Source organism: Methanobrevibacter sp., assembly GCF_017432245.1.
Taxonomy (GTDB): domain Archaea; phylum Methanobacteriota; class Methanobacteria; order Methanobacteriales; family Methanobacteriaceae; genus Methanobrevibacter.
Genome location: NZ_JAFRJO010000015.1, coordinates 1 through 22,455, shown reverse-complemented (window position 1 = coordinate 22,455; position 22,455 = coordinate 1). Strand labels below are relative to the sequence as shown.

Sequence of the window (22,455 nt, the reverse complement as noted above, 5' to 3'; positions counted from 1 at the left end):
ATTTATATATTTAATGACTCTATAGTATTATAAGTTAACTTCGGTTAATCTAGAAAAATAATGTGAGGTTTTAAAATGGTAAGTATTGAAGAATTTCCAATTGCAAGTTCAGATCATATTCCGGGATACAAGATTGTAGAAGAAAAAGGATTCGTATACGGCTTGACCGTACGTGCACGTGGTATTGGTGGAGACATTGGTGCAGGATTGAAAGGATTGTTAGGTGGAGAAATCAAGCAATACGTTTCAATGATGGAAGAATCCAGAGATGAATCAATTAATCGTTGCATTCAACACGCTAAGGAATTAGGTGCAAATGCAATCATCACCATGAGAATGGATTCAGACAGCATTTCCCAAAACATGCAAGAAGTTTTAGCATATGGTACTGCTGTTGTAATTGAAAAAGAGGATTAATTCTCTTTTTATCTTTTTTTATAATTCTTTAACTTTTTTCATCTTTTCTTAAAGCTTTTTTCAAATCATTAAATTTATAAGTAATCACTTCAAAATATATAACTACCGAACGGTAGGTAGGTAATATGAACACTAAAGAAAAGATATTTGATGTGTCTTTAGACCTGTTTTCAAAAAAAGGTTATGATTCTGTTTCACTTAGAGAGATTGCAGAGGAAGTGGGAATTAGGAAAAGTTCAATATACAGTCACTATTCATCTAAGGAAGCAATATTGATGGATATATTTGACTACTTGAGAAACCTTTTTGAATATGATGAATTGTTAAATAACAATGATTTGCTCTTAAGTGAAGACAATGACATACTAATTGAAAATCCCGAACTATTTTATCATATGGGTTCTGAAGCCATCAAGGCAATGTTCAGCGAGGAGAGAAATCTAAAGATTTGGAAATTAATCTTTATACAGATGAATCATAATGATAAGATAAGGCTCTTTTTCCAGGATGAGATTCTTGTCAAGCCATTGATATTTTGGAAAGGATTCTTCAGTATTTTAAAGGAAAATGGTATTATTAGAGAAGATTGCAATCCTGAACTTTTAGCTAAAGAATATTATAGTTTTCCAATTTATTTGCTTCTTGAAATATGTGCAAAATATGATGATATTCCAGAAAGTACATTAGAAAATTTCTTTGAGGAAGCGGAAGAGCATGCAAACTTCCTATTGGATTGTGTGAAGGTGAAATGATGAGTGAGGAAAATTTTAATTTAGAGGAATATCTTGCTGAAGGAGCAGAAATAATTGTTAAGGATGCAATTAAGGCTACTTTCAAGAACCCTAAGGAAAGCTTGTTTTTAGCTAAATTTGCAAAGCATACAAGAAAGGCTACATCCATTAGGGAAAACTATAGCAAAGAAGGTCAGCATATTCCTATTTTCCTAATTGCAAGTATTACAAGCAGCTGCAATTTGCATTGCACCGGATGTTATTCAAGAGCGAATGATGCATGCCATGACAATGAACCATTCAATCAATTAAGCGGAGAGGAATGGGAAGATATCTTTACTCAAGCAAAAGACCTTGGAATAAGCTTTATCGTTCTTGCTGGTGGAGAGCCAATGATAAGAGAAGACGTTATCATAAAAGCAAGTAATTTTCCAGAGATCCTATTCCCAATCTTTACAAATGGAACCCTGTTGAATAATGATTACTTAAAGTTGTTTGATGAAAACAGAAACCTCGTTCCTATCTTTTCCATTGAAGGAGACGAAGAGGTAACTGACCTTAGAAGAGGAGAAGGTGTTTACAATCAGCTATTGAATTCAATGGAACAGATGAAAAAGAACAATATAATTTTCGGAGCTTCACTTACATTTACAAAAGGAAACTTATCCAATCTGCTTTCAAGAGAATATATCAATCAGTTAAGGGATTTTGGATGCAAAGTGATATTTTTCATTGAATATGTTCCAGTAAATGAGGATACTGTTGAACTGGCTCCTGGTGATGATGAAAGGGATTTGCTTTTAGATGAGATTGAACTTCTTAGAAAAGAGTATGATGACATGCTGTTCTTATCATTCCCTGGAGATGAAAAGACATCTGGAGGATGCTTGGCTGCAGGAAGAGGATTTTTCCATATAAATTCCCATGGTGATGCTGAACCTTGTCCTGCTTCTCCGTATTCTGATATTAATGTTAGAGACAGTTCACTTCTTGAAGCATTGGATTCAAAATTGTTCCGCTCACTTCGTGATGGTGGTATCCTTTTGGATGACCATGAAGGTGGCTGCGTATTGTTCGAGCACAAGGACGAAGTGGAAAGAATATTAAATGAATGATCTTTTAAATTTTTAATATTTTTTTTTAATTTTTTTTAATCTATCTATTTTTAGCTATTTTTCGATAAATATAATAATTATTTCAATTAAAATTTTATTTAGATTTAAATTATTTTAAGTTATAAATTTATTATCAATTTCATTAGGTTGTGTTTATTATTTTTAATGAAGATTTAGAATTTAAAGGAAAATCAATCCCTCGTGTAGTTTTGGGAAATGCTCCGTTTCTTGCAGATGCCTATTTTGGCCATAGGACTCGTTTATATAATTTAGACTTGCTTAGAAACCCTAACAATGTAAGCAAGATAATTGAAAAATCATATGAATGTGGAGTAAGATCCATTAATTTGGCAAACAATGAGAGTCTCCTTAAGGCATTCAAAATGGCTTGTGACAATGGAGTTGAAATGCAATCAGTTTCCACAATTGGAAAAACAGACGTGGATTATGTTTTCCCTAATTATGAACAGGCAAGAATGGAAGCTACTTGGAAGGAAGACATTGAAAATCTTGCTCAATTCGACAACTCTGTGATGCTTGTTGATGAGTTCCTTATAGACACATATGACTGGGATTTCATAACTGAGATATTGGATGAAATCAATGGCACTGGAATTCCATCTGGAATAATCACTTCTTTTCCTTTCAAAACAAGTGAAGAATTAATTGATTCACCTATTCTTGAAGATAAAAGCTTGTTTGACTTTTACATGATTCCAGTAAACAAGCTTGGATACATGATGGATGTTCCTGATTTCAGGTCTGATAAGCAGGAAGAATTGAAAGGAATGCTTGATAAAATTGACAAAAAGGTAATCATCAATAAGATTCTTGCAGTTGGAATTCAAAGACCAGAGGAAGCTTTCAATTTCCTAAACACTTTGGATTTTGCAGATATGGTCGCTGTCGGCATTGCAAGTGAAAGAGAGGCAGAGGAAACATTCAGCATTTTAGACAGGATTTAATATAAATTTATAAATATAACTATTGTTATAACTTATATTGTAAAATTAAGAAATTATTGAAATTAAGAAATTGATATTGATAAAATTAAAATTAAGATAATTATTTAGATTTTTATTTTTTTAGGTGAGGCATATGGAGTTCATTAAAAAGATTCCTGCAATCAGATGGGAAAATGGAAAATATGAAAAGGTAGAGGAAGAGACTGTTGAGGATGAAAACATATATTTCTATATTGACTTCCTCCAACCACGTAAATTTTCCACATATCCTGCAGATTTGGATGATTTCGCCGTCGGATATTGCTTAGGTGACGGATTGATCAAATCTGTTGATGAGATTGTAAGCATCGAAATCGATGACAAGAAGGTCATCATCAAAACTGTCAATATGCATACTCCAGAAATTGACCTTGAAAGTGATGATTTGGTTCAGGAAAAGGAAGGTGGAGCTAAACATGCCTGTGCCTGCAGACTCTTGGAATATCAGGGAGTGATGTCTGATAGTGCAGGGGGATGGAGAAGTGAACTTAAAACAGTTGAACCAGTTGAATCTGATTTAGTTGTCAATGCAACAGAAATTATAGAAAACATGAAACGGCTTACAGCCAAGGCGGAAATATGGCAAGAGACTGGTAGTGTTCATGTTGCACAATTGGTTTATGGAGACCAGTTCATTACCCGTGAGGATGTAAGTCGTCATGTGGCTGTTGATAAGGTAATCGGTGCAGCAGCTAAGGCTGGATTTGACTTATCCAAATGTTATGTGTGCTATAGTGGAAGAATGCCTGCAGACATGCTAATAAAAGTCGTTAGGGTAGGTATTCCTATATTGGTTTCAAATGCAGCTCCTGCAGGATCCGGTTATGACATTGCAGAAAAGGGAAACATCACTATGGTTGGTTTTGTACGTGGTGACAGATTTAACCTTTACACTGCAACAGAAAGAATCAATTTGGATAAATGATTCTTTTTATATTTTTTAAGCTATTATATAACTATTGTTATAATTTTATATTGATTCAATAAAGTGATTTTATGTCAAGTGAAAATCAAAATAAGGTTTATAATCTTCTTATAAGTAAGGGAATTGATTCCTATAATGAATATGAATTTTATAAGGAAAGGATAAACAGTCAAAAGGAGTTCAAATGGAATGAATACAATACTCAAGACAATGAGTTGAATGATGACTTGTTTGAAAAAATAGATGTGATTGTATTGTTGTATGGTCTTTATCATCAAAACAAGGACATGTGTGATGAATTGATTGACAAATCACAGGAATATGATATTCCATTGCTTTTTGTCCGTTCCTTTGGTGTGGAATACGTTGTTGAAGAGATAGTGGAAAAAGCAGATGCAGTTGTTGGCTGGAATCCACATTGCATTATTGATGCAATTCAAACCTTGGTGAATGGTGAAGAAGAGTGGATCAAGCCATGTGATATTGAAGAGGAAGCTTAATTCCTCAATTTTTCTTTTTTTTAAAATATTTATTTTCTAATCTTTTCAAGATAAATGTTAATTGCGATTACAATTATTGCAAGAATGCCTAATCCTAAAATAATTGGATTCTTTACTCCAACATAAAAAGTTAAAATACCTGCTAATATCAATGCAATAATAAGAATGATCAATCCTCTATTTTTTTGAAAATCCATATTTTCACCTAAATTTGATAATTTTAATTCAAATAAAAAATTTAATTAATTGTTTCTTCTTTCTCTAATCAACCTTAAGAACTCCTTGGAATTCTCAACTTCTTTCATTTCCCATGATTTTATAACTGGAATTCCATCAATTGAATCCTTGATTTTATCATCCTTAAGCACAAAGAATGGGTCTGAAGAGGTTACAAGAGAAAGGTCCTTTAAGCTGATTGCCATTTTCTTCAATGTTTTTGTATTCTGCTCATCCTGAACATTCAAGTTAGCTATGAGTGGTGTTTGCTCTTTCTTTCTTGTAGCTATTTCAGCTTTAGCAAGTGCATCGAATGGACTCTTATTGGTTGAAACCACACCAAAACCTAATTTTGCCAAGTTTTGAGCATTTGTTCCTTGGGTTTGATTTAGGTTGCTTGTATCTGCCTTTAACTTAATGTCTTCCTGATAAGGTTCAAAAAGGTCAATGTCAAGAGTGATCTTAGTGTTTAGAATCTCTTCAAGAAGCATTGCAGTTTCAGTGTTTGCTCTCACCATTCCATTTTCATACTTGTACATGGTAGCTCTTGAAACATGTGCCAAATCAGCTAAATCCTTCAAAGATAAGTTGTATTCCTCTCTGTATTCCTTCAATACATTTCCATTGATTTGAACATAATATCCTCCACGGTCTGCAAGAATTTCAGGATATTCGTCATAGACAATCATGTTCTTCAAGGTTTCAAGGCCAATTGCAGGAAGCCCATGCCTTTCATAGACAACATCCTCTTCAAGGATATGGTTTTTGGATTTGACTCCCACAATGATTGGGCTTGCTAAGAAAACGTTGGAGATTTGTCTAATCTCCTCTACATGAGACTCATTTATACTATCGATATTCACGAGGACTTTTAAAAGTAGAATTAGCAATTTCTTACGAGCCACTATATCAAAGCAGCTTTGTTCATAGATGTTTGATGTTTCAAAGCCCTCTTTGTTTAGCAGTTGATAAACTTCTCGTATTAATTGATTCCTATTTGTTATTGCCATAGGATTGCCTCGTTTTTTGGATAGTATTTTGAATTTTTAAGAAAATTTTTATTAATTAGTTTTAATAAATTTTAATAATATTATTATCTTTTAAGATTAATATAAAATTGACTATTTAATTTTTTAGATTTTTGATTATTAATAGTTAATCTTTAATCGCTTAACTAAATTTTAATTAATCATAGTGGAATTTCAGTGATTTATATGGATTATTTTTATATTGGAATCGATGATACAGACTCTCCAGATGGAATGTGCACAACATTTCTCGCATCAACTATCCTGAATGAATTCAGGAACAATGGTATAGAGATTATTGGCCATCCAAGATTGATTCGCCTAAACCCTTTTGCAAGATTCAAGACAAGAGGAAATGGGGGAGTGTCATTCAAGTTGGGTCTGGATCAGGACATTGATTTGGCAAAGGAAATTGTCCTTAAGTATGTATCAGAGCTTTCAATGTTTGATTGTGACAATACCAATCCTGGAGTTGTTTTCTATCAAGGTGAAATCACTGAAGAGATGATTGATTATGCATTTAAGGCAATCTATTCAATAATCACCATTGAAGATGCAGAGGAATTTGCAAACCGTATAGGTGCTGAAATTCACAAGTTCAAGAAGGGAAGAGGAATAATCGGTTCAATCGCAGCTATTTCATGTCCTCTTGAAGACTATACCTATGAGCTATTGGCATATAGGCATCCATCAAGATATGGTACAAAAAGGAATATTGATTATGATTCTGTAGTTAGAATGGATAAGGAGACTTATCCGGAAACCTTTGAAAACATTGATGGCAAGTATTTGGCAATTGAACCTAAAACTCCATGCCCTGTTTTGTATGGAATCAGATCCAACAGTCCGGAAGTTCTGGAAACTGCAAGAGAAATTGTCATTCCAAATGAGGAAATTGTTGATTCATGCATTTTTAAAACCAATCAGCATACTGATATGCACATTCAAAATGCAGATAAGATTAGTGATATGAAACAGTATTCCTGCTATAGGATTAAAGGCACTGTAAAGGACAAGCCACATATAATTGAAGGAGGGCACATGTTCTTTACATTATATGATGAATCCGGTGAGATTGAGTGTGCAGCATATGAGCCAACCAAGAGCTTTAGAAAAATTGTAGCTAAATTGAGAACAGGAGACGAAATTGAACTATATGGTGGAATTGGTGAACAGAACACTTTCAACATTGAAAAGTTTCAACTAATTAAGCTAAATGAATTCATCTATAGGAATCCTATTTGTCAATGTGGAAAAAGAATGACTTCTGCAGGAAAAGGAAAAGGATTCAAGTGCAAAAGCTGTGGAAACAGGATAGAATCAGATGAAAAGATTGCTGAAAAGGTTGAAAGAACCTTAATCAATGGCAAGTTCTATGAAACTCCCGTCTCAGCAAGACGTCATTTGTCCAAGCCTTTGATTCGCATGAATTTGGAATAATTCTTATTTTTCTTATTTTCTTTTAATTTTTTAAATTATTTCATTCAGTTTTTGGCCATTTATTTTTATTTTTTTTAAATTATTTCATTCAGTTTTTGGCCATTTATTTTTATTTTTTTTAAATTATTTCATTCATTTTTTGGCTATTTTTTAATTTTTTTAAATAATATTGTTCATTGTTCTAATTTAATTAATTTGGATGTATTGTCTTTATTTAACCTAGTTATGCCATATTTGTCATTATTTATCACTATTAATCATTATTTATCATTTTTGAGGAAAAAATAGATTAGTTTATAAGTAATAAACTAAAAACTAGAATTAAAATACTTTTTTTAAATTAGAAAATATCATTATATATTGGGAGTGATTTTATTACAGATCAATCTTCACATCCATTTAGGGAAAAAACTGATAGGGCGATAAAGAAGAGACCTCCATGGAAGGAGTATAATTTACATATTGTCGTATTTATTTTAGTTATTATTTCCATGTTCATTGGAGTAAAAGAGATTAAGATAACAGATACTATCAGCGTTTTGCTATTGCCATTGATCTATGCATTAGTTATGGGATTGGGTCTTTATTTGGCAAAACCTATTAAGTTTGTAGGCAGTAAGCAATCTAAGGTAGCTGAAGGTGCTATGGTTTTATTCATAGGTGTTCTAATTGCTAAATTAGCCATTTCAAGTGGGCAATCAATTGATATCATCTTTGATGTAGGTCCTGCTTTGATTTTACAGCTTTTAGGTGATTTAGGTACTCTTATAGCACTGCCTGTAGCTTTGCTTTTAGGATTTAGAAGGGAAGTTATAGGTATGGCAAGTTCCATTTGCCGTGAACCTAACTTGGGAGTTATCATTGACAAATATGGTTTCAAATCCCCAGAGACTCGGGGTGTTTTGGCTATTTTTGTAATTGGATCAATTATAGGCACTCCTTTTATCAGTTTCCTCTCAAGCATATGCGTTTCACTCATACCATTCCATCCATATGCCTTTGCAATGGCATCAGGTATTGGCAGTGCAAGTATGAATGCCGCTGCATTGGTTCCATTAGTGCATACTTATCCAGCAATGGCTACTCAATTAGAGGCTTTTGCAGGATGCAGTAATATCCTTTCATTCTGTTTAGGAATTTACATGTGTATTTTCATTTCCTTGCCTATTGCAGAAAGAATGTATAAATGGCTATCCCCAATAATAGGAAAAGATGATGGACATACCATTGACGATGAGTATGCAATTGAAGGGGTAAAGGATGATAAGTATGCCGCTTCAGAGGATTTAAGTTCAGGTAAGCTTAAAAGATGGGCTACATTCCTTGTAATATTTTCATTTATTGTTGCTATTGGAAATTTCGTAGGATATAAAACTCCAATAAGCGATGTGTTCATTGGAATGCTTTTGATTTCACTTATTACAATTATCGGAATGTCTCTTGAAAGGATTATTCCATGGAATATCCAATCTATCATTTACATAAGCTTAATTGGGATTATAGTGGCTATTCCAGGTGTTCCTACTGCTGACTTTATGGTTCATTACGTTTCCCAAATTGAATTGACTACAATCTGTACAGCATTCCTGGCTTATGTCGGTATTGCAATCGGTAACGATTGGGAAGAGTTCAAGAAGATCGGTTGGAAAGGAATCATTATTGCCATGATTGTAATTACTGGAACTTACCTTGGTTCTGCAAGCATTGCAAATGCAGTCTTATTATTAACAGGGATGATTTAAAAGATTCCTTTTTCTTTTTTCATTGCAAATGCAGTCTTATTATTAACAGGGATGATTTAAAAGATTCCTTTTTCTTTTTTTTAAATTATTTTTTAATTTTTTCAAAATTTTTCTCATTTTTGTAAGTTTTTTCATAAATTTTTTAATTAACTGATTATTTTTTAAAAATTTTAACTAATTTAGCAATAATTTATCATGATTTATAATTTTTAAAAATTAAATAGATTAGTTTATAAATAATAAACTTATAATCTTTAATCATAAACTTATTTACTATGTAAAGTTTAAATGTATACATTAAATTAAGGCGGGATTTTATTACTGACGGTCAACAACACCCTTTTAGGGAAAAAACTGATGGGGCGATAAAGAAGAGACCTCCATGGAAGGAGTATAATTTACATATTGTCGTATTTATTTTAGTTATTATTTCCATGTTCATTGGAGTTAAGGAAATAAAGATAACCGATACCATCAGTGTTTTATTATTGCCTTTAATCTATGCACTTGTTTTAGGATTGGCTCTTTATCTCGCAAAGCCTATTAAGTTTGTTGGTCCTAAGCAATCCAAGGTAGCTGAAGGGGCTATGGTTTTATTCATCGGTGTATTAATCACCAAATTGGCTATTTCAAGTGGTCAAGCGATATCCAGTATTTTCCAAGTGGGTCCTGCTTTGATCTTGCAGCAAATAGGTAATCTAGGCACCCTTTTGGCATTGCCTATTGCACTGCTTTTCGGTTTCAGAAGGGAAGTTATAGGTATGACCAGTTCAATCTGCCGTGAACCTAACTTAGGTGTCATTATCGATAAGTATGGTTTCAAATCCCCAGAGACTCGTGGAGTTTTAGCTGTTTTTGTTATCGGATCCATTCTTGGTACTCCATTCATCAGCTTTTTATCAAGTATCAGCGCTTCACTCATTCCTATGCACCCATATGCTTACGCTATGGCTTCAGGGGTAGGAAGTGCAAGTATGAATGCTGCGGCTCTCGCTCCATTGATGCATATGTTCCCATCAATGGCTACTCAATTGGAAGCTTTTGCCGGATGCAGTAACCTTCTTTCATTCTGTTTCGGTATTTATATGTGCATTTTCGTTTCTTTGCCTCTTGCAGAAAGAATGTATGATTGGCTAGCTCCTCATATATTAGGGCATGAGGAGAAAATAAGCATTGATGATGATTATGCTATTGAAGAGGTAAAGCATGATAAGTATGCAACTACAGAGGAATTGACTGTAGGTAAGCTTGAAAGATGGGCAACATTCTTGGTATTGTTTTCATTTATCGTGGCTGTAGGTAATTTCATAGGATTCCATACTTCAATCATTGATGCGTTCATTGGAATGCTTTTGATTTCACTCATTACAATCATAGGTATGTCTCTTGAAAGGCTTATTCCATGGAATATCCAAGCAATCATTTACATAAGTTTAATCGGTATTTTTGTAGCTATTCCTGGTGTTCCAACTGCTGACTTTATAGTTAGTTATGTTTCCCAAATTGAATTGACTACAATTTGTACTGCATTCTTGGCTTATGTGGGTATTGCAATCGGTAACGATTGGGAAGAGTTCAAGAAGATCGGTTGGAAAGGAATCGTCATTACATTAATTGTGATTTCAGGAACTTACCTTTGTTCTGCAGCTATTGCTCATATAACTTTAGTGGCTACAGGAATGGTATAATTAAATTCTTTTTTTAAATTTTTTTATAATTTTTAACAATTAATATTTTTTTAATCTTTAAATCTTTAAATTTTTCAAATACTTTTTTGTTTCTTTTTTTTTAATATTGTATCAATTTATTATATAGTAATTATAAAAATAAGATTATGATTATTAATCAATTGTCTGAATATCTGGTTAATTTAAGTTATGATGATATTCCTAAAGAAGCTATTGAAAAGGCTAAATTATGTTTCATTGACTATTTGGCAGTTTATCTAAGAGGATTGGAGAGTGAAAATGCCAAAATAGCAATTAAAACCATTTATGAATTATACGGCAATGATTTTAATTCATTAAATAAAGGATTCATCAATGGAATTGCTTCACATAGCTTGGATTTGGATGATGGCCATAGATGGGCACAATTGCATCCTGGGTCAGTTGTCTTTTCAACAGTTTTGGCATTGATATCAGATAGGAATTTGGACTTGGACCTCACATCTGAAGAGTTTCTTGAAGCTGTTATTGGAGGATATGAAATAGCCATTGCTCTTGGAATGCTCGTCAATCCAGATCATAGAAATCAGGGATTTCATAGCACTGGAACAATAGGCGCATTTGCTGCTGGAGCAGTTGCATCAAAGCTTTTAAGATTGGATAAGGAGAAAACAGAACATTGTTTAGGTTTATGTGCAACCCAGTCTTCAGGACTTCTTGAAGCAGATCATGCAGGAACAATGGGAAAATCATTGCATGTTGGAAATGCAGTTTACAATGGAATCTTGTCAACATATCTTGCTAAAAATGGATTTACAGGTGGGGAATCATTAATTGATGGAAAGGAAGGATTCATAAAATCTATGGCTTCAGATTTATTTGATAGGCATTCTGATGATTCAAAATTATCCCAGTTCATTGATATGAATTTAAACAAATTCCATATAAACAATGTCTATTTAAAGAAATATCCATTCTGCAGACATATTCATTCAGCAATTGATTCAACTTTAACTTTAAAGGACGAGTTGAATAATTTGGAAATTGACTATTCAGACATCTCTTCAATTGATATAGAAACATATAAGATTGCAAGTGAGCATGACAATTATAATCCTAAAAATGAACAGGACTTAAAGCAATCATTGCCTTATGCAGTAGCCATTGCATTGGTTGTAGATGATTTGAGTTTGGATTCAATTGATGAATTGATTGACAATGGCCTTTTTGATGAAAAATCATCTGATAAGGACATTTTGAAGATAAGAGAAATTGTAAGAAAGACCAATATCAAAAATAATGAAGAATTGAATCAAATGACTCCAGAAAAAAGACCATCTAAAGTAACTATAAATTTCAGTGATGATTCATATGAAATCTTGGAGGAAACCACTTTTTATCCATTGGGAGAAGTGGAAAATCCTTTAAAAGAAGAAGATGTTTTAGAGAAATTCAAACTTTTAAATCTTAAGTTTAATAGGAATAAGTTACAAATAATAAAACACATGGAAGATTATTCAATTCAAGAAGTTTTTGAAGAATTGGATTTATTAGATTAAAATTTTTTGATTTAAAAATGGTATTAATTAAATATTATCAAATAATGAATTATAAAAAGTGATTTTTATGATGGATGAAACTAAAAAATCATTGGAAAAGTTAGGAATCAATGAAATACATGATGATTATGTATCCAAAAAGAGATTTGAAGATGGAGGACAATATAGATTTGAAGTTCCAGGAATACAAGGTCCTTCTGCACTTGAATCTCTTTTAGAGGCTTCCAATGATTATGACTTAACAATTCATAGAGCCACTCAAACCAAAGGAATCATGTTCCTATTGGATGATGAAATAAGCAAAATGGTTGATTTGGCTCAAGATGCAAATATGCAATTGTTTTTAGCAGTTGGTCCAAGGGCTCCTTATGATACAAGCGCTACTGTTCAAACTGAAGAGGGAAAACGTATAGGATATAGGTTAAGAGGTTACAATAACCTTGTTTATGCTATTGAAGATGTTAAAAGAGCAGTTGATTTGGGAGTTAGAGGTATCTTATTATATGATGAAGGATTGCTTTATGCTCTTTCTAAAATGAGAGATGCAGGAGAACTTCCTAAAGACTTACTGTTTAAGTTGTCTGCTCATGCAGGCTGTTCCAATCCTGCTTCAGCCAAACTCTTTGAATCAATTGGATTGAACTCACTTAATCCTGTAAGAGACCTTCAGATTCCAATGTTGGCATCATTGCGTGATGCAATAGATATTCCAATTGATATCCATACTGAAAATCCAAAGTCAACAGGAGGATTCATTCGTCATTATGAAGTTCCTGAAATGATTAAGGTGGCAAGTCCAGTCTATTTGAAGACAGGAGGATCTGTTGCAAAGCATCATAGTTGGGACACAACTGAGAAGGAAGCTCGTCAGAGAGCTAAGCAAGTGGCGTTGATTAGAGATTTAATTGAAAGGCATTATCCGGATGCTATAATGAGCAAATTATAAAAAAATTATTGTGATTTAGTCATTTAAATGGTTTTTTTGATTTTTTCAAATTAAGATTATTGTTGATATTATGGATTTGATTGAAAAGGTTCAAGATGCAGTTGTAAATGCAGGAAGTTCCTATAGTGAAGACAGGCTATCCGCTTATGAAAAGGCTCTAAAGTTGGAAAAGGAGTTAAACAATGAAAATGCAGTTTGGGCCTTGGAACAGATGATTGAAAACTTTAAGGTAGCTAATGATAAGAAGCTTCCATTATGTGATGATACCGGAATTCCACATGTATTGATTGAAATAGGAAAGGAAAGGGAAATTCCTAAAGGATTTTTCAATGAAATCAATATTGGCATTTCACAAGGACTTGATAAGCTTCCAGGAAGGCCAATGGCAGTTAAAGGAAATGATATGGAACGCATTGAGCAATCACAAGGTTTATACAATGAATCTAATATGATGAAGCCTGCTTCCTTTTTAATTGAAGAGAAAGACGAATCCACTTATGGAAGACTGATTGGTGTGGATGATGATAAGATAAGAATCACAATTCTATTGGAAGGTGGAGGTCCTGAAATAAGGGCAAAAACCTACAGGGTTTTCCATAAAAGAGACTCAAATATAGTCTTTGGCGAAGCTTTAGATTGGCTAAAGGAATCATTGGCTATGTTAGGTTGCACTCCATCAATTCCAGCTATTGGAGTTGGGAGAACCCACTTTGAAGCAAATGCATTGATGCTAAGAGCATTGGCTCATGGCAATTTGAACAATCAATCTGAAATAGAAAATTACATTGCTGAAGAGTTGAACAAAACAGATATCGGTCCTTTAGGACTTGGTGGTAAAACCACCGTACTTGGCTCTTTTGTAAATATTGGCTCTCAAAGGGCAAGTGGAGTGAGAATTGTAGCAGCAAGGCCGGCATGTTTTGTAGAGCCAAGAGTTTCAAGCTTTGAATTTTAGTATGCGAGTTAACTAAATTAGAATTAAATATTAGAAAAAATTATATTATATCAAGTTTAATTAAGATTATTGATTATTAGACTAATGATTATTAGACTATGATTATTAGATTATATAGATTATTTACGATATTTAAGGAGAATATTATGAACGATAATCCAAAACCTGGCAAGAATGGTTTTAAATTCCCTGAACACAGCATAAAAACTAAGATTACTGATGTAAAGCCTAATGAATTGGTTACTAGAGGTTATAATCAGGAAGATTTAATCACAAATCTTAGCTTTGCAGAAATGGTATTCTTGCTTCTTAGAGAAAGATTGCCTGATGAAAGGGAATCCAAGATCTTCAACCATATTCTTGTTTCATTTTGCGATCATGGTGTAACTCCTCCAAGTACACAGTCTGCAAGACTGATAGCATCATCCGGTGCAAATATCAACAATGCTGTTGCAGGAGGATTGCTGTCCTTTGGCAAAAACCATGCAGGAGCTATTGAAAAGGCTATGGAATTATTCCAGGAATCAATCAGTTCATTGAACCTTGAGGAAACTGCAGATGAGGATGTAAACAGGAAAATAGCAGCGAAAGCTATTGAAATTGTTGATAAGTATCAATCCGAATCCAAAAGGGTACCTGGCTATGGTCATAGGTATCATGATAAGGACCCTCGTGCAGTGAAATTACTTGATTTAGCCATTTTAGAATCAGCTATTGGCCCACATACAAAGTTGGCTCTTGTAATCGAGAGCATACTCTCTGAAAAGAAAGGAATTTGCTTGAATGTTGATGGTGTCAATGCAGGATTGCTTTCTGATTTAGGATTTGACAGCTCTTTAGGTTTGGGCATTTTCATGATTGGAAGACTTCCTGGACTTGTAGCTCATGCATATGAGGAAATGGAAGAGGAAGAGAAGTTCAGACGCTTCTGTGATTTGGAAGATATCGTTTATGAAGGTTTTAAAAATAGAGAAATTAATGAAGAATAATTATAATAATTATCCTATTACTTATGGAGAAATAAACATGGAATTTTTTGATGTAATTGAACAAAGATACAGTATGAGAGGCTTTGAAGATAAGGAAGTGGAGCAAGAAAAATTGGATAAGATATTGAAATCTGCTCAACTTGCTCCAACTGGAGTTAATTTCCAGCCTTTTAAGGTTATTGTGATTGATGCTAAAAAGCATAAAGAGGAATTGAATGCTATCTATCCACCAGAATGGTTTACAGAAGCACCAATAGTCCTTTGTGTAGTTGCTTCAAATGAACAGGCATGGACTAGAAAATTCGACAACAAGAACATAGCTGACATTGATGCTACCATCGTAATGACACATATGATTCTTGCAGCTGAGGATTTAGGTTTAAACACATGTTTCATTGCTAACTTCAAGCCTGATCTTGCAAGGGAATTCCTTGATTTGGATGATGAATGGGAACCTGTATTATTCACTCCTTTAGGTTATGGAAATGCAGAGCCAAGAGACACTCCTAGAAAATCTATTGAGGAATTGGTCATTTACAAATAATTATATTTATTTAAAACGATTTAAGATGATACTATGAGAATTACAAAAAAATCAATTATCCTACTTGCTTTTTCAGTGATCCTAATGGTTTTGGGATTATGGAATTATGTTGATGCAAACCCAGTTACTTATGATATCATTGCTTCAAGTGTTGTGCTAATTGTAGTTGGATGGACACTTGCAATGTCTGTATTTGAACCTAGCTGGACTAAGGCAGCTATCTTGATTGATGGGTTAATTTTTGTTTTGGTGGGTATTACTTTCCTATTGATGCCATATAATCTCATTTTCATTATATTTGGTATTGTTTTGCTTGTAATAGCAGTTGCAGCATATCTTGGAAAATTACCTAAATCTTTCTTAAGATTATTCCACAAATAATTAAAATTTATTTTTTAATTTTTTTCTATCTTTTTAAAATTAGTTATTTTTTTATTCATTTTTTATTTTATTTTTAAATTTCATTATTTCCCTTTCATGAAATTTCAAGTTTTTTTCATGAAAGCTATTTTTTTATTTTTCATATCTTTGTTTTAAAAGTTTTATTCGGATTTTTATCAATTTTAATCAGTTTAATTTTTTTTTAATATATTTTTCAATTTTCTCTAAATATTCATTGAAATTCATTTCAAATTTTTTAAAGAAATTTAATTTTATAATGTCGTTATAATTTCATTATTATATTATATTATTAAAATATTTTAATAAAATATATATATTAACAAAAATAGAAATAATAGTACCATGGTGATTTATTATGGCAGGGATATCAGAAGCTATTACCCAAATAAAAAAAGCTGAAAGCGATGCTGATTCCTTAGTAGAACAATCAACAGTCGATGCAAAAGCTATGATTGATGAAGCTACTGTTAAAGCTAATGAAATGATTGAACTTGCTAAGAATGAAGCTAGCGAAGAAGCTCAATCTACTGTTTTTAATGCAGAAGAAAATGCAAAGAAAGAAGCTGAATCTATTACTTCTCAAGCAGAAAAAGATGTTGAAAGCATCAAAAATGACGCTAGAAAAAATATAGATGAAGCTGCTTCAATTATTGTTAAAAATATTTTATAGTGTGAGATAATGTTTAGAACTGCGAGAATGCGTAAGCTTAATGTTATAACTTTGGACAAATACGCTGGTCCTACGGTCAGTGCACTTCACGACGAGGGTATTGTTCAAATAAATGATATTTCTGAACGTATTCAGCAAGATCCTAAGCTAGCAGAACTTTTGAAACCTTCAAAAGTTACACCCCACACCGGTAAGTTATCTTCACTTCTCATGAAGACAAGTGGTATTTCCGATTTGCTTGGAGATGCCTTGTCTGAGGATCGAAGCATGAAGGAACTGATAATGTCATTTATCAGTCCAGACCTTCCAGTTCCAAAAGAAGTCGAGGATGTTGATACTGAAAGCTTGATAGCTTATGCAGAATCAACATTAAGCCAGGTTGAAGGTGAAACAAAAGGTATTGAAAATAAGTTAGCCGCACTAGACAGTGAAGAGAGTAAGCTTGAATCTAATAAGGCCTTGGCTCAAAAGCTAAAACCTTTGGATATGGACTTAGGTCTATTAAGCGATTCCAAGTACACTTCTACCATTGTTGGTAGGATCACTGCTGAGTCAGCTCAGAAATTCAAAGATGAATACAGTAAGATTACAGATGATCTCTTCTATGAATTAGTTCCAGACGAGGAAAAAGAATATTATATCATGGTTGTCGTCGTTGCTAATGAGTATAAGGATGATATCTATACCTTACTTAGGAAAAATGAATTCGAGAAGTTTGAAACTGAAGATTTAGAAGGAAGACCGGATAGTCTTATTTCCTCTTCTGAATCCAGACTCCAAGCTATCGAAAGTGAAAGATCCCAAGCTAAAGCTGAATTGAAAGTTGTAGCGGAAAAATGGGATGATGAAGTTCTTGCTTTAAAAGAACAATTAGAAAATGAGAAAGATAAGAATGAGGTTTTCGCTGGTTTTGCTGAAACTGACAAGACTTATGTCTTTGAGGCATGGGTACCTGAAAAAGATGTGGAAAAAGCTCAAAGCATTATTGAGACCGCAACTGAAGGCCATGCAATCATGGAAGTTGAGGAAGTTCCAGACAATGCAGAAGACGTTCCTGTATTGCAGCAAAACAATGCATATGCAAAACCTTATGAATTGTTAGTTGAAATGTATTCCCCATTGAAATACAATGAAATTGACCCTACTTTATTTGTAGCTCTTACATATCCTTTCTTCTTCGGTTTCTGTTTAACCGATGCAGGTTATGGTCTTTTGGTTGCAATTATAGGTTTCATTTTATACAGAGGAATGGGTAAAGTCAATAGAACCATGCATGATGGTGGATTAATCATCATAGCAAGTGGTGTATGGGCTATTATTTTAGGTCTGGTTACCAATGGTTTACTCGGGGACCTATGGACTAGAATATTAGGTTGGGGACCTGCTCTTCCTACAGTTATCGATTCAATTAATGCATTCAAATATCCGGCAACCATCTTGGTTATTGCTATTGTGATTGGTGTAATCTACACTAACTTAGGTTTCATCTTAGGTGCAATCGATAATATTAGATATGGAGATAAAAAAGAGGCTCTTGGTTCTCAAATCGTTTGGTTCATATTTGAACTCGGTATTGTCTTATTGATTTTAGGATTCTTGTTCCCAGCATTTGGAATGATCGGTATGGCATTAGGTGCAATATTAATTGTTGCTGCTCTTGGTATACTCTTCTGGACAAACGGTGCTTTCGGACTTATGGATGTATTCGGATTTATGGGAGATGTACTTTCATATGCTCGTCTTTTAGCTCTTTGTTTAGCTACTGGTGGTATTGCAATGACTGTAAACATCTTGACCAATATGGTAAATGACATGATTCCATTTGTAGGTATCGTTTTAGCTATTATCATCTTCATCGGTGGACATATTGCTAACTTCCTTTTCCAAGTATTAGGTGCTGGTGTTAACGCTTTGCGTCTTAACTATGTAGAGTTCTTTGCTCAATTCTATATGGGTGGAAAACATTCATTTGAAGCTTTTAAAGCTAAAAGACAATTTACAAAAATTAAGAAATAGACAAAATTTAAATTTATAGTTTTATAATTCAATGCTTAAATGTGAGATTATTGGAAATGTGATTTTATATTTAAGGAAATTATGAAAATTCATAATTGAAAACAAGAACTTTATGCTTATAAAAATGTCGAATGACAATTATTATAAAATGATGTTCTTTTAACAAGAACTTTGCGTTCTATTGAAATATAATAAAAATTATATTAAAAAATTTATTTAACAAATCAATTTAAGGAGATATATTATATGGTAGAAATTGCTTTAGGTACTGCTTTAGCAGCAATTGGTGCTGGTGTAGCAATTGGTTTTGCTGGTTTAGGTTCCGGTTTAGGACAAGGTATGGCAGCAGCTGGATCTGTTGGAGCTGTAGCAGAAGATAACGACATGTTTGCTAGAGGTATTATTTTCTCAGCATTACCAGAAACTCAGGCTATTTACGGATTCTTGATTGCTATCTTATTACTTGTATTCTCAGGATTATTAGGTGGAGGAGAAGGTCTTTCCACTACTGCAGGTATTGTAGCTATTGGTGTAGGTGCATCTATCGGATTTGCAGGTTTAGGTTCCGGTATGGGACAAGGTATGGCAGCAGCTTCCTCTGTTGGCGCTATCGTTGAAGATACCGACATGTTTGCAAGAGGTATTATCTTCTCCGCATTACCAGAAACTCAAGCTATTTACGGTTTCTTGATTGCTATCTTACTTATGGTATTCGGTGGAATATTAGGTTAAGGAGGTCAGTTATATGAGCTCTGGAGCAGACAAAATTGTCTCTAACATAATGTCTGATGCTCAAGCAAAAGCTGATGTAAATAAAAGTGAAGCTCAAGTGAAAGTTGATGCTATTTTAGCTGATGGTGAAAAAAGAGCTGAAGCTACCAAAGTTAAAATCTCAGAAGATGCTGCAAAGCAAGCTGAAATGAGATATCAACAAATTATTTCTGAAGCTAAAATGAATGCTCGTAGGGCAGAATTAGGGGCAAAAGAAGAAGTAATCGAAGAAGCTTTCAGTAAAGCTACTGAAGATTTAACAAATATGGCAAATACCAATGATTCAGAATATGTGGATGCTTTAGTTGAAATGATTAAAGAAGCAGCTGTAGAAATTGGTGGCGGAGATTTAATCGTTTTATTAAAAGAAGAAGACATTCCAAAAGTCCAAGATAAATTGGAAACTATTGTCGGATTAATTAAAGCTTTAATTAAACGTGAAAAACCTTCTGATCTTAGTGCAATCGCTACAGAAGTTTCCCAAGAAACTGATGTTGAAACTACTTTAGAAATTGGCGAACCTATCGACACTATTGGTGGAGCTATATTAAGAACAAGAAATGGTGAAATTCAAGTTAATAACACTATTGAATCTAGAATGTTAAGATTTAAGAAATCATTACGTTCAGAAGTTGCAAAAACTTTATTTGATTAGGAGAGATGAATTATGGCTGATGAAATTGCTACAATCATAAGTTCCTTAGGACTTTCTAATGAGGCATTTTTAGCAATAGTTCTTTTAGCATTTGTAGTTATTGGTGCAATTATTGTAATTGTTGCAACTAGACCAATTTTAGATGTTTATCCATATCTTCATCCTAATGCGAGAGTAAGAGCAAGAAAAGGAAGATTATTTGATGACAAACAAATTTCCGAACTTGTTGAAGCAAACAATGTTGAGGAAATTACTAACTATCTCAGAGGATCTCCTGACTATGCTGAATACTTAGATAATTATACACTTGAAAAGGCATTAGATATTCAACTTGGTGAAACTTACGATTTAGTTTCAAGAATGGCTCCTAAAGAAATTCAATCTTCATTTAAAGTAATGGCAAAGAAATCTGACATTGCTAATATTAAAAGCTTAATGACTGCTAAAGAAGCAGGATTAAGCCAAGAAGCTACTGAAGAACTTTTAGTTCCTACTGGTTCTTTATATGAAGATTTACAACGTTTAACTGATGTTGACACTGTAACAGATGTTGTTGCAGGATTAGATGGAACTGAGTATGCACCGATTTTAGAAGAAGTGCTTCCTGAATATGAAAAAACAGGTATGGTCCTTCCTTTGGAATCTGCATTAGATAAATATTATTTAGATAAATTGCTCGCTTCCTCAGAAACACCATCTGATGAAAACAAACAAATTCTCTATTCATACGTTGGAAATCAAGTTGATGTAGCTAACATTAAATTAATATTGAGAGCAAAAGTTGATGGATTAGATTATGATGCTATCAGTCCATACATGATTGATAGTGGATATCAATTAAGAGAATGGAAGCTTAAAGATCTTATGGAAGCAGAAGATGTTACTGGAGTAATTTCCTCTTTAGAAGGAACAAAATACTCTGAGGTACTTACTGATGTGCTTCCTGAATACAATGAAACTGGATCTGTAGCTCTCTTTGAGCAAGCTTTAGACAAGTTTTTAGTCGACTCTGCAAAATCCTATTCCATGAAAAAACCTTTAGGTATTGGACCTATAATAGGATTCTTGTCCCAAAAAGAAGTTGAAGTTAAAAACTTAAAAGTTATTGCAAGAGCTAAAAGAGAAGAAGACTTCCCAATATCTAAAATTAGGGAGATGTTAGTATGAGTGATGTCGCTATTATTGGAGATATCGATACTGTCACTGGTTTTAAACTTGGTGGAGTTAAAAAAGGTATTATTGTAAATAATGATGAAGAAGCTAAAAATGCTCTTGATGAGTTATTAAACGATGAAATTTCAATTATTATAATTACACAAAAGATAGCTGATAACATAAGAGAACATATTCATAAACGTCTTGGTTCTGATGTGTTACCAATGGTTATTGAGATACCAGATAAATCTGGTTCATCTGAAGGCGGTGCCGATCAAATGGCAGCTCTTATTAAGAGAGTTATCGGGGTAGAGATGGTTAAATGATTAATGAAGGAAATATTATTAAAATTGCAGGTCCTGTTATCGTCGCAGATGGGATGAGAGGAACTCAAATGTATGAAGTGGTAAGAGTAGGTGAAGCTAAGCTTATCGGTGAGATTATTGAGCTAGAAGGTGACACCGCTACCATTCAAGTTTACGAAGAAACTGCTGGGGTAAAACCTGGCGAAAAAGTGGAAAGTACTGGAGGTCCATTATCTGTAGAGCTTGGACCTGGTGTAATGGGTTCCATTTTTGATGGAATTCAAAGACCTTTAGAAGTTATTAAAGGTATTTCTGGTGATTATATTGCTAGAGGTATTGATGTAGATTCTATTGACAAAGAGAAAAAATGGACTTTCGAACCTATTGCTAAAGTAGGAGACAAAGTTGTTGGTGGAGATGTACTTGGACAAGTGCAAGAAACATCTGCAGTTTTACAAAAAATTATGGTTCCACCAATGATTGAAGGTACCATTAAATCTATTGCTGCGCAAGCAGAATACACAGTACTTGAAACTATTGCTGAAATTGAGACTGATGATGGAATTGAAGAAATTCAAATGTTACAAAAATGGCCTGTACGTAAAGGTCGTCCATACAAAGAAAAATTGGACCCAGATATTCCACTTATTACTGGTCAAAGAGCACAAGACACTTTCTTCTGTTTAGCTAAAGGAGGAGCAGC

The 22,455-nt window shown here is 33.5% G+C and carries 23 protein-coding genes and 1 pseudogene; 22 read left to right on the top strand and 2 right to left on the bottom strand.

What is annotated here, in order from left to right; genetic code table 11:
• The first annotated feature begins 75 nt into the window (after positions 1-75).
• The 6 genes from IJI80_RS01400 to IJI80_RS01375 all read left to right on the top strand — a co-directional run bounded on the left by IJI80_RS01400 (position 76) and on the right by IJI80_RS01375 (position 4,692).
• Positions 76-417, top strand: coding sequence for a heavy metal-binding domain-containing protein (locus IJI80_RS01400; protein ID WP_292786854.1), 342 nt, complete (start codon positions 76-78; stop codon positions 415-417).
• 125 nt (positions 418-542) lie between these two features.
• Positions 543-1,169 carry a helix-turn-helix domain-containing protein gene (locus tag IJI80_RS01395; RefSeq protein ID WP_292786852.1) on the top strand — a complete coding sequence of 209 codons (627 nt, stop codon included), beginning with the start codon at positions 543-545 and terminating at the stop codon, positions 1,167-1,169.
• Positions 1,169-2,263 carry a radical SAM protein gene (locus IJI80_RS01390; RefSeq protein ID WP_292786850.1) on the top strand — a complete coding sequence of 365 codons (1,095 nt, stop codon included), beginning with the start codon at positions 1,169-1,171 and terminating at the stop codon, positions 2,261-2,263. The genes IJI80_RS01395 and IJI80_RS01390 overlap by 1 nt, the downstream gene beginning before the upstream one ends.
• A 149-nt stretch (positions 2,264-2,412) precedes the next feature.
• On the top strand, positions 2,413-3,228 hold the full coding sequence (locus IJI80_RS01385; protein WP_292786848.1) for a hypothetical protein: 816 nt from the start codon (positions 2,413-2,415) through the stop codon (positions 3,226-3,228).
• Between the two features lie 133 nt (positions 3,229-3,361).
• Positions 3,362-4,192, top strand: a complete 831-nt coding sequence (fdhD, locus tag IJI80_RS01380; protein ID WP_292786846.1) for a formate dehydrogenase accessory sulfurtransferase FdhD — start codon at positions 3,362-3,364, stop codon at positions 4,190-4,192.
• Positions 4,193-4,263: 71 nt separating this feature from the next.
• The gene (locus IJI80_RS01375; protein WP_292786844.1) at positions 4,264-4,692 is read left to right on the top strand and encodes a nuclease; all 429 of its coding nucleotides are present in this window, start codon (positions 4,264-4,266) and stop codon (positions 4,690-4,692) included.
• Positions 4,693-4,721: 29 nt separating this feature from the next.
• Here IJI80_RS01375 and IJI80_RS01370 read toward each other — a convergent pair whose 3' ends face one another.
• Together IJI80_RS01370 and IJI80_RS01365 are read right to left on the bottom strand one after the other, a co-directional pair.
• Positions 4,722-4,889, bottom strand: coding sequence for a hypothetical protein (locus tag IJI80_RS01370; protein ID WP_292786841.1), 168 nt, complete (start codon positions 4,887-4,889; stop codon positions 4,722-4,724).
• Between the two features lie 45 nt (positions 4,890-4,934).
• Positions 4,935-5,912, bottom strand: a complete 978-nt coding sequence (locus tag IJI80_RS01365) for a transcriptional regulator (protein ID WP_292786908.1) — start codon at positions 5,910-5,912, stop codon at positions 4,935-4,937.
• A 201-nt stretch (positions 5,913-6,113) separates the two neighbouring features.
• Here IJI80_RS01365 and IJI80_RS01360 point away from each other — a divergent pair, with 201 nt between their 5' ends.
• From IJI80_RS01360 to IJI80_RS01285, 16 genes and pseudogenes are all read left to right on the top strand, one after another.
• Entirely contained in the window at positions 6,114-7,376 is a 1,263-nt protein-coding gene (locus IJI80_RS01360) for a tRNA(Ile)(2)-agmatinylcytidine synthase (protein WP_292786838.1), read from the top strand.
• A gap of 491 nt (positions 7,377-7,867) precedes the next feature.
• A complete protein-coding gene (locus IJI80_RS01355; protein ID WP_292786836.1) occupies positions 7,868-9,118 on the top strand; it encodes a DUF3100 domain-containing protein in 1,251 nt (416 codons plus the stop codon).
• A gap of 434 nt (positions 9,119-9,552) precedes the next feature.
• Positions 9,553-10,806 (top strand): DUF3100 domain-containing protein, encoded by a 1,254-nt coding sequence (locus tag IJI80_RS01350; protein ID WP_292786834.1) that lies wholly within the window; start codon positions 9,553-9,555, stop codon positions 10,804-10,806.
• Between the two features lie 146 nt (positions 10,807-10,952).
• Positions 10,953-12,344 (top strand): MmgE/PrpD family protein, encoded by a 1,392-nt coding sequence (locus IJI80_RS01345; RefSeq protein WP_292786832.1) that lies wholly within the window; start codon positions 10,953-10,955, stop codon positions 12,342-12,344.
• Positions 12,345-12,414: 70 nt separating this feature from the next.
• Positions 12,415-13,290, top strand: coding sequence for a peptidase (locus IJI80_RS01340; protein ID WP_292786905.1), 876 nt, complete (start codon positions 12,415-12,417; stop codon positions 13,288-13,290).
• Between the two features lie 70 nt (positions 13,291-13,360).
• Positions 13,361-14,245: a fumarate hydratase gene (locus tag IJI80_RS01335; RefSeq protein WP_292786830.1), complete on the top strand. Its 885-nt coding sequence runs from the start codon at positions 13,361-13,363 to the stop codon at positions 14,243-14,245.
• A gap of 146 nt (positions 14,246-14,391) precedes the next feature.
• Positions 14,392-15,234, top strand: coding sequence for a citryl-CoA lyase (locus IJI80_RS01330; protein ID WP_292786828.1), 843 nt, complete (start codon positions 14,392-14,394; stop codon positions 15,232-15,234).
• Positions 15,235-15,271: 37 nt separating this feature from the next.
• Complete coding sequence (locus IJI80_RS01325; RefSeq protein ID WP_292786825.1) at positions 15,272-15,778, top strand: nitroreductase family protein; 507 nt, start codon at positions 15,272-15,274, stop codon at positions 15,776-15,778.
• A gap of 33 nt (positions 15,779-15,811) precedes the next feature.
• Positions 15,812-16,159: a hypothetical protein gene (locus IJI80_RS01320; protein WP_292786822.1), complete on the top strand. Its 348-nt coding sequence runs from the start codon at positions 15,812-15,814 to the stop codon at positions 16,157-16,159.
• A 376-nt stretch (positions 16,160-16,535) separates the two neighbouring features.
• The gene (ahaH, locus tag IJI80_RS01315) at positions 16,536-16,850 is read left to right on the top strand and encodes an ATP synthase archaeal subunit H (RefSeq protein WP_292786818.1); all 315 of its coding nucleotides are present in this window, start codon (positions 16,536-16,538) and stop codon (positions 16,848-16,850) included.
• 9 nt (positions 16,851-16,859) lie between these two features.
• Positions 16,860-18,866 carry a V-type ATP synthase subunit I gene (locus tag IJI80_RS01310; protein ID WP_292786816.1) on the top strand — a complete coding sequence of 669 codons (2,007 nt, stop codon included), beginning with the start codon at positions 16,860-16,862 and terminating at the stop codon, positions 18,864-18,866.
• A 246-nt stretch (positions 18,867-19,112) separates the two neighbouring features.
• Positions 19,113-19,598, top strand: a complete 486-nt coding sequence (locus IJI80_RS01305) for a V-type ATP synthase subunit K (RefSeq protein ID WP_292778590.1) — start codon at positions 19,113-19,115, stop codon at positions 19,596-19,598.
• Between the two features lie 13 nt (positions 19,599-19,611).
• On the top strand, positions 19,612-20,292 hold the full coding sequence (locus IJI80_RS01300) for a V-type proton ATPase subunit E (RefSeq protein ID WP_292786813.1): 681 nt from the start codon (positions 19,612-19,614) through the stop codon (positions 20,290-20,292).
• A 12-nt stretch (positions 20,293-20,304) separates the two neighbouring features.
• Positions 20,305-21,459, top strand: a complete 1,155-nt coding sequence (locus tag IJI80_RS01295; RefSeq protein WP_292786810.1) for a V-type ATP synthase subunit C — start codon at positions 20,305-20,307, stop codon at positions 21,457-21,459.
• Positions 21,456-21,773, top strand: a complete 318-nt coding sequence (locus IJI80_RS01290; RefSeq protein ID WP_292786807.1) for a V-type ATP synthase subunit F — start codon at positions 21,456-21,458, stop codon at positions 21,771-21,773. The genes IJI80_RS01295 and IJI80_RS01290 overlap by 4 nt, the downstream gene beginning before the upstream one ends.
• Positions 21,770-22,455: pseudogene (locus IJI80_RS01285) on the top strand (V-type ATP synthase subunit A); the annotation flags it as partial. The gene IJI80_RS01290 and the pseudogene IJI80_RS01285, both read left to right, overlap by 4 nt.

What these genes read in the sequence shown, in the direction of transcription:
- IJI80_RS01395 (WP_292786852.1), top strand. Translation starts at nt 543, where the DNA reads ATGAACACTAAAGAAAAGATATTTGATGTGTCTTTAGACCTGTTTTCA.
- IJI80_RS01330 (WP_292786828.1), top strand. Translation starts at nt 14,392, where the DNA reads ATGAACGATAATCCAAAACCTGGCAAGAATGGTTTTAAATTCCCTGAA.
- IJI80_RS01345 (WP_292786832.1), top strand. Translation starts at nt 10,953, where the DNA reads ATGATTATTAATCAATTGTCTGAATATCTGGTTAATTTAAGTTATGAT.
- IJI80_RS01300 (WP_292786813.1), top strand. Translation starts at nt 19,612, where the DNA reads ATGAGCTCTGGAGCAGACAAAATTGTCTCTAACATAATGTCTGATGCT.
- fdhD (WP_292786846.1), top strand. Translation starts at nt 3,362, where the DNA reads ATGGAGTTCATTAAAAAGATTCCTGCAATCAGATGGGAAAATGGAAAA.
- IJI80_RS01305 (WP_292778590.1), top strand. Translation starts at nt 19,113, where the DNA reads ATGGTAGAAATTGCTTTAGGTACTGCTTTAGCAGCAATTGGTGCTGGT.
- IJI80_RS01340 (WP_292786905.1), top strand. Translation starts at nt 12,415, where the DNA reads ATGGATGAAACTAAAAAATCATTGGAAAAGTTAGGAATCAATGAAATA.
- IJI80_RS01310 (WP_292786816.1), top strand. Translation starts at nt 16,860, where the DNA reads ATGTTTAGAACTGCGAGAATGCGTAAGCTTAATGTTATAACTTTGGAC.
- IJI80_RS01295 (WP_292786810.1), top strand. Translation starts at nt 20,305, where the DNA reads ATGGCTGATGAAATTGCTACAATCATAAGTTCCTTAGGACTTTCTAAT.
- IJI80_RS01390 (WP_292786850.1), top strand. Translation starts at nt 1,169, where the DNA reads ATGAGTGAGGAAAATTTTAATTTAGAGGAATATCTTGCTGAAGGAGCA.
- IJI80_RS01375 (WP_292786844.1), top strand. Translation starts at nt 4,264, where the DNA reads ATGTCAAGTGAAAATCAAAATAAGGTTTATAATCTTCTTATAAGTAAG.
- IJI80_RS01355 (WP_292786836.1), top strand. Translation starts at nt 7,868, where the DNA reads ATGTTCATTGGAGTAAAAGAGATTAAGATAACAGATACTATCAGCGTT.
- ahaH (WP_292786818.1), top strand. Translation starts at nt 16,536, where the DNA reads ATGGCAGGGATATCAGAAGCTATTACCCAAATAAAAAAAGCTGAAAGC.
- IJI80_RS01335 (WP_292786830.1), top strand. Translation starts at nt 13,361, where the DNA reads ATGGATTTGATTGAAAAGGTTCAAGATGCAGTTGTAAATGCAGGAAGT.
- IJI80_RS01400 (WP_292786854.1), top strand. Translation starts at nt 76, where the DNA reads ATGGTAAGTATTGAAGAATTTCCAATTGCAAGTTCAGATCATATTCCG.
- IJI80_RS01370 (WP_292786841.1), bottom strand. Translation starts at nt 4,889, where the DNA reads ATGGATTTTCAAAAAAATAGAGGATTGATCATTCTTATTATTGCATTG.
- IJI80_RS01325 (WP_292786825.1), top strand. Translation starts at nt 15,272, where the DNA reads ATGGAATTTTTTGATGTAATTGAACAAAGATACAGTATGAGAGGCTTT.
- IJI80_RS01290 (WP_292786807.1), top strand. Translation starts at nt 21,456, where the DNA reads ATGAGTGATGTCGCTATTATTGGAGATATCGATACTGTCACTGGTTTT.
- IJI80_RS01350 (WP_292786834.1), top strand. Translation starts at nt 9,553, where the DNA reads ATGTTCATTGGAGTTAAGGAAATAAAGATAACCGATACCATCAGTGTT.
- IJI80_RS01320 (WP_292786822.1), top strand. Translation starts at nt 15,812, where the DNA reads ATGAGAATTACAAAAAAATCAATTATCCTACTTGCTTTTTCAGTGATC.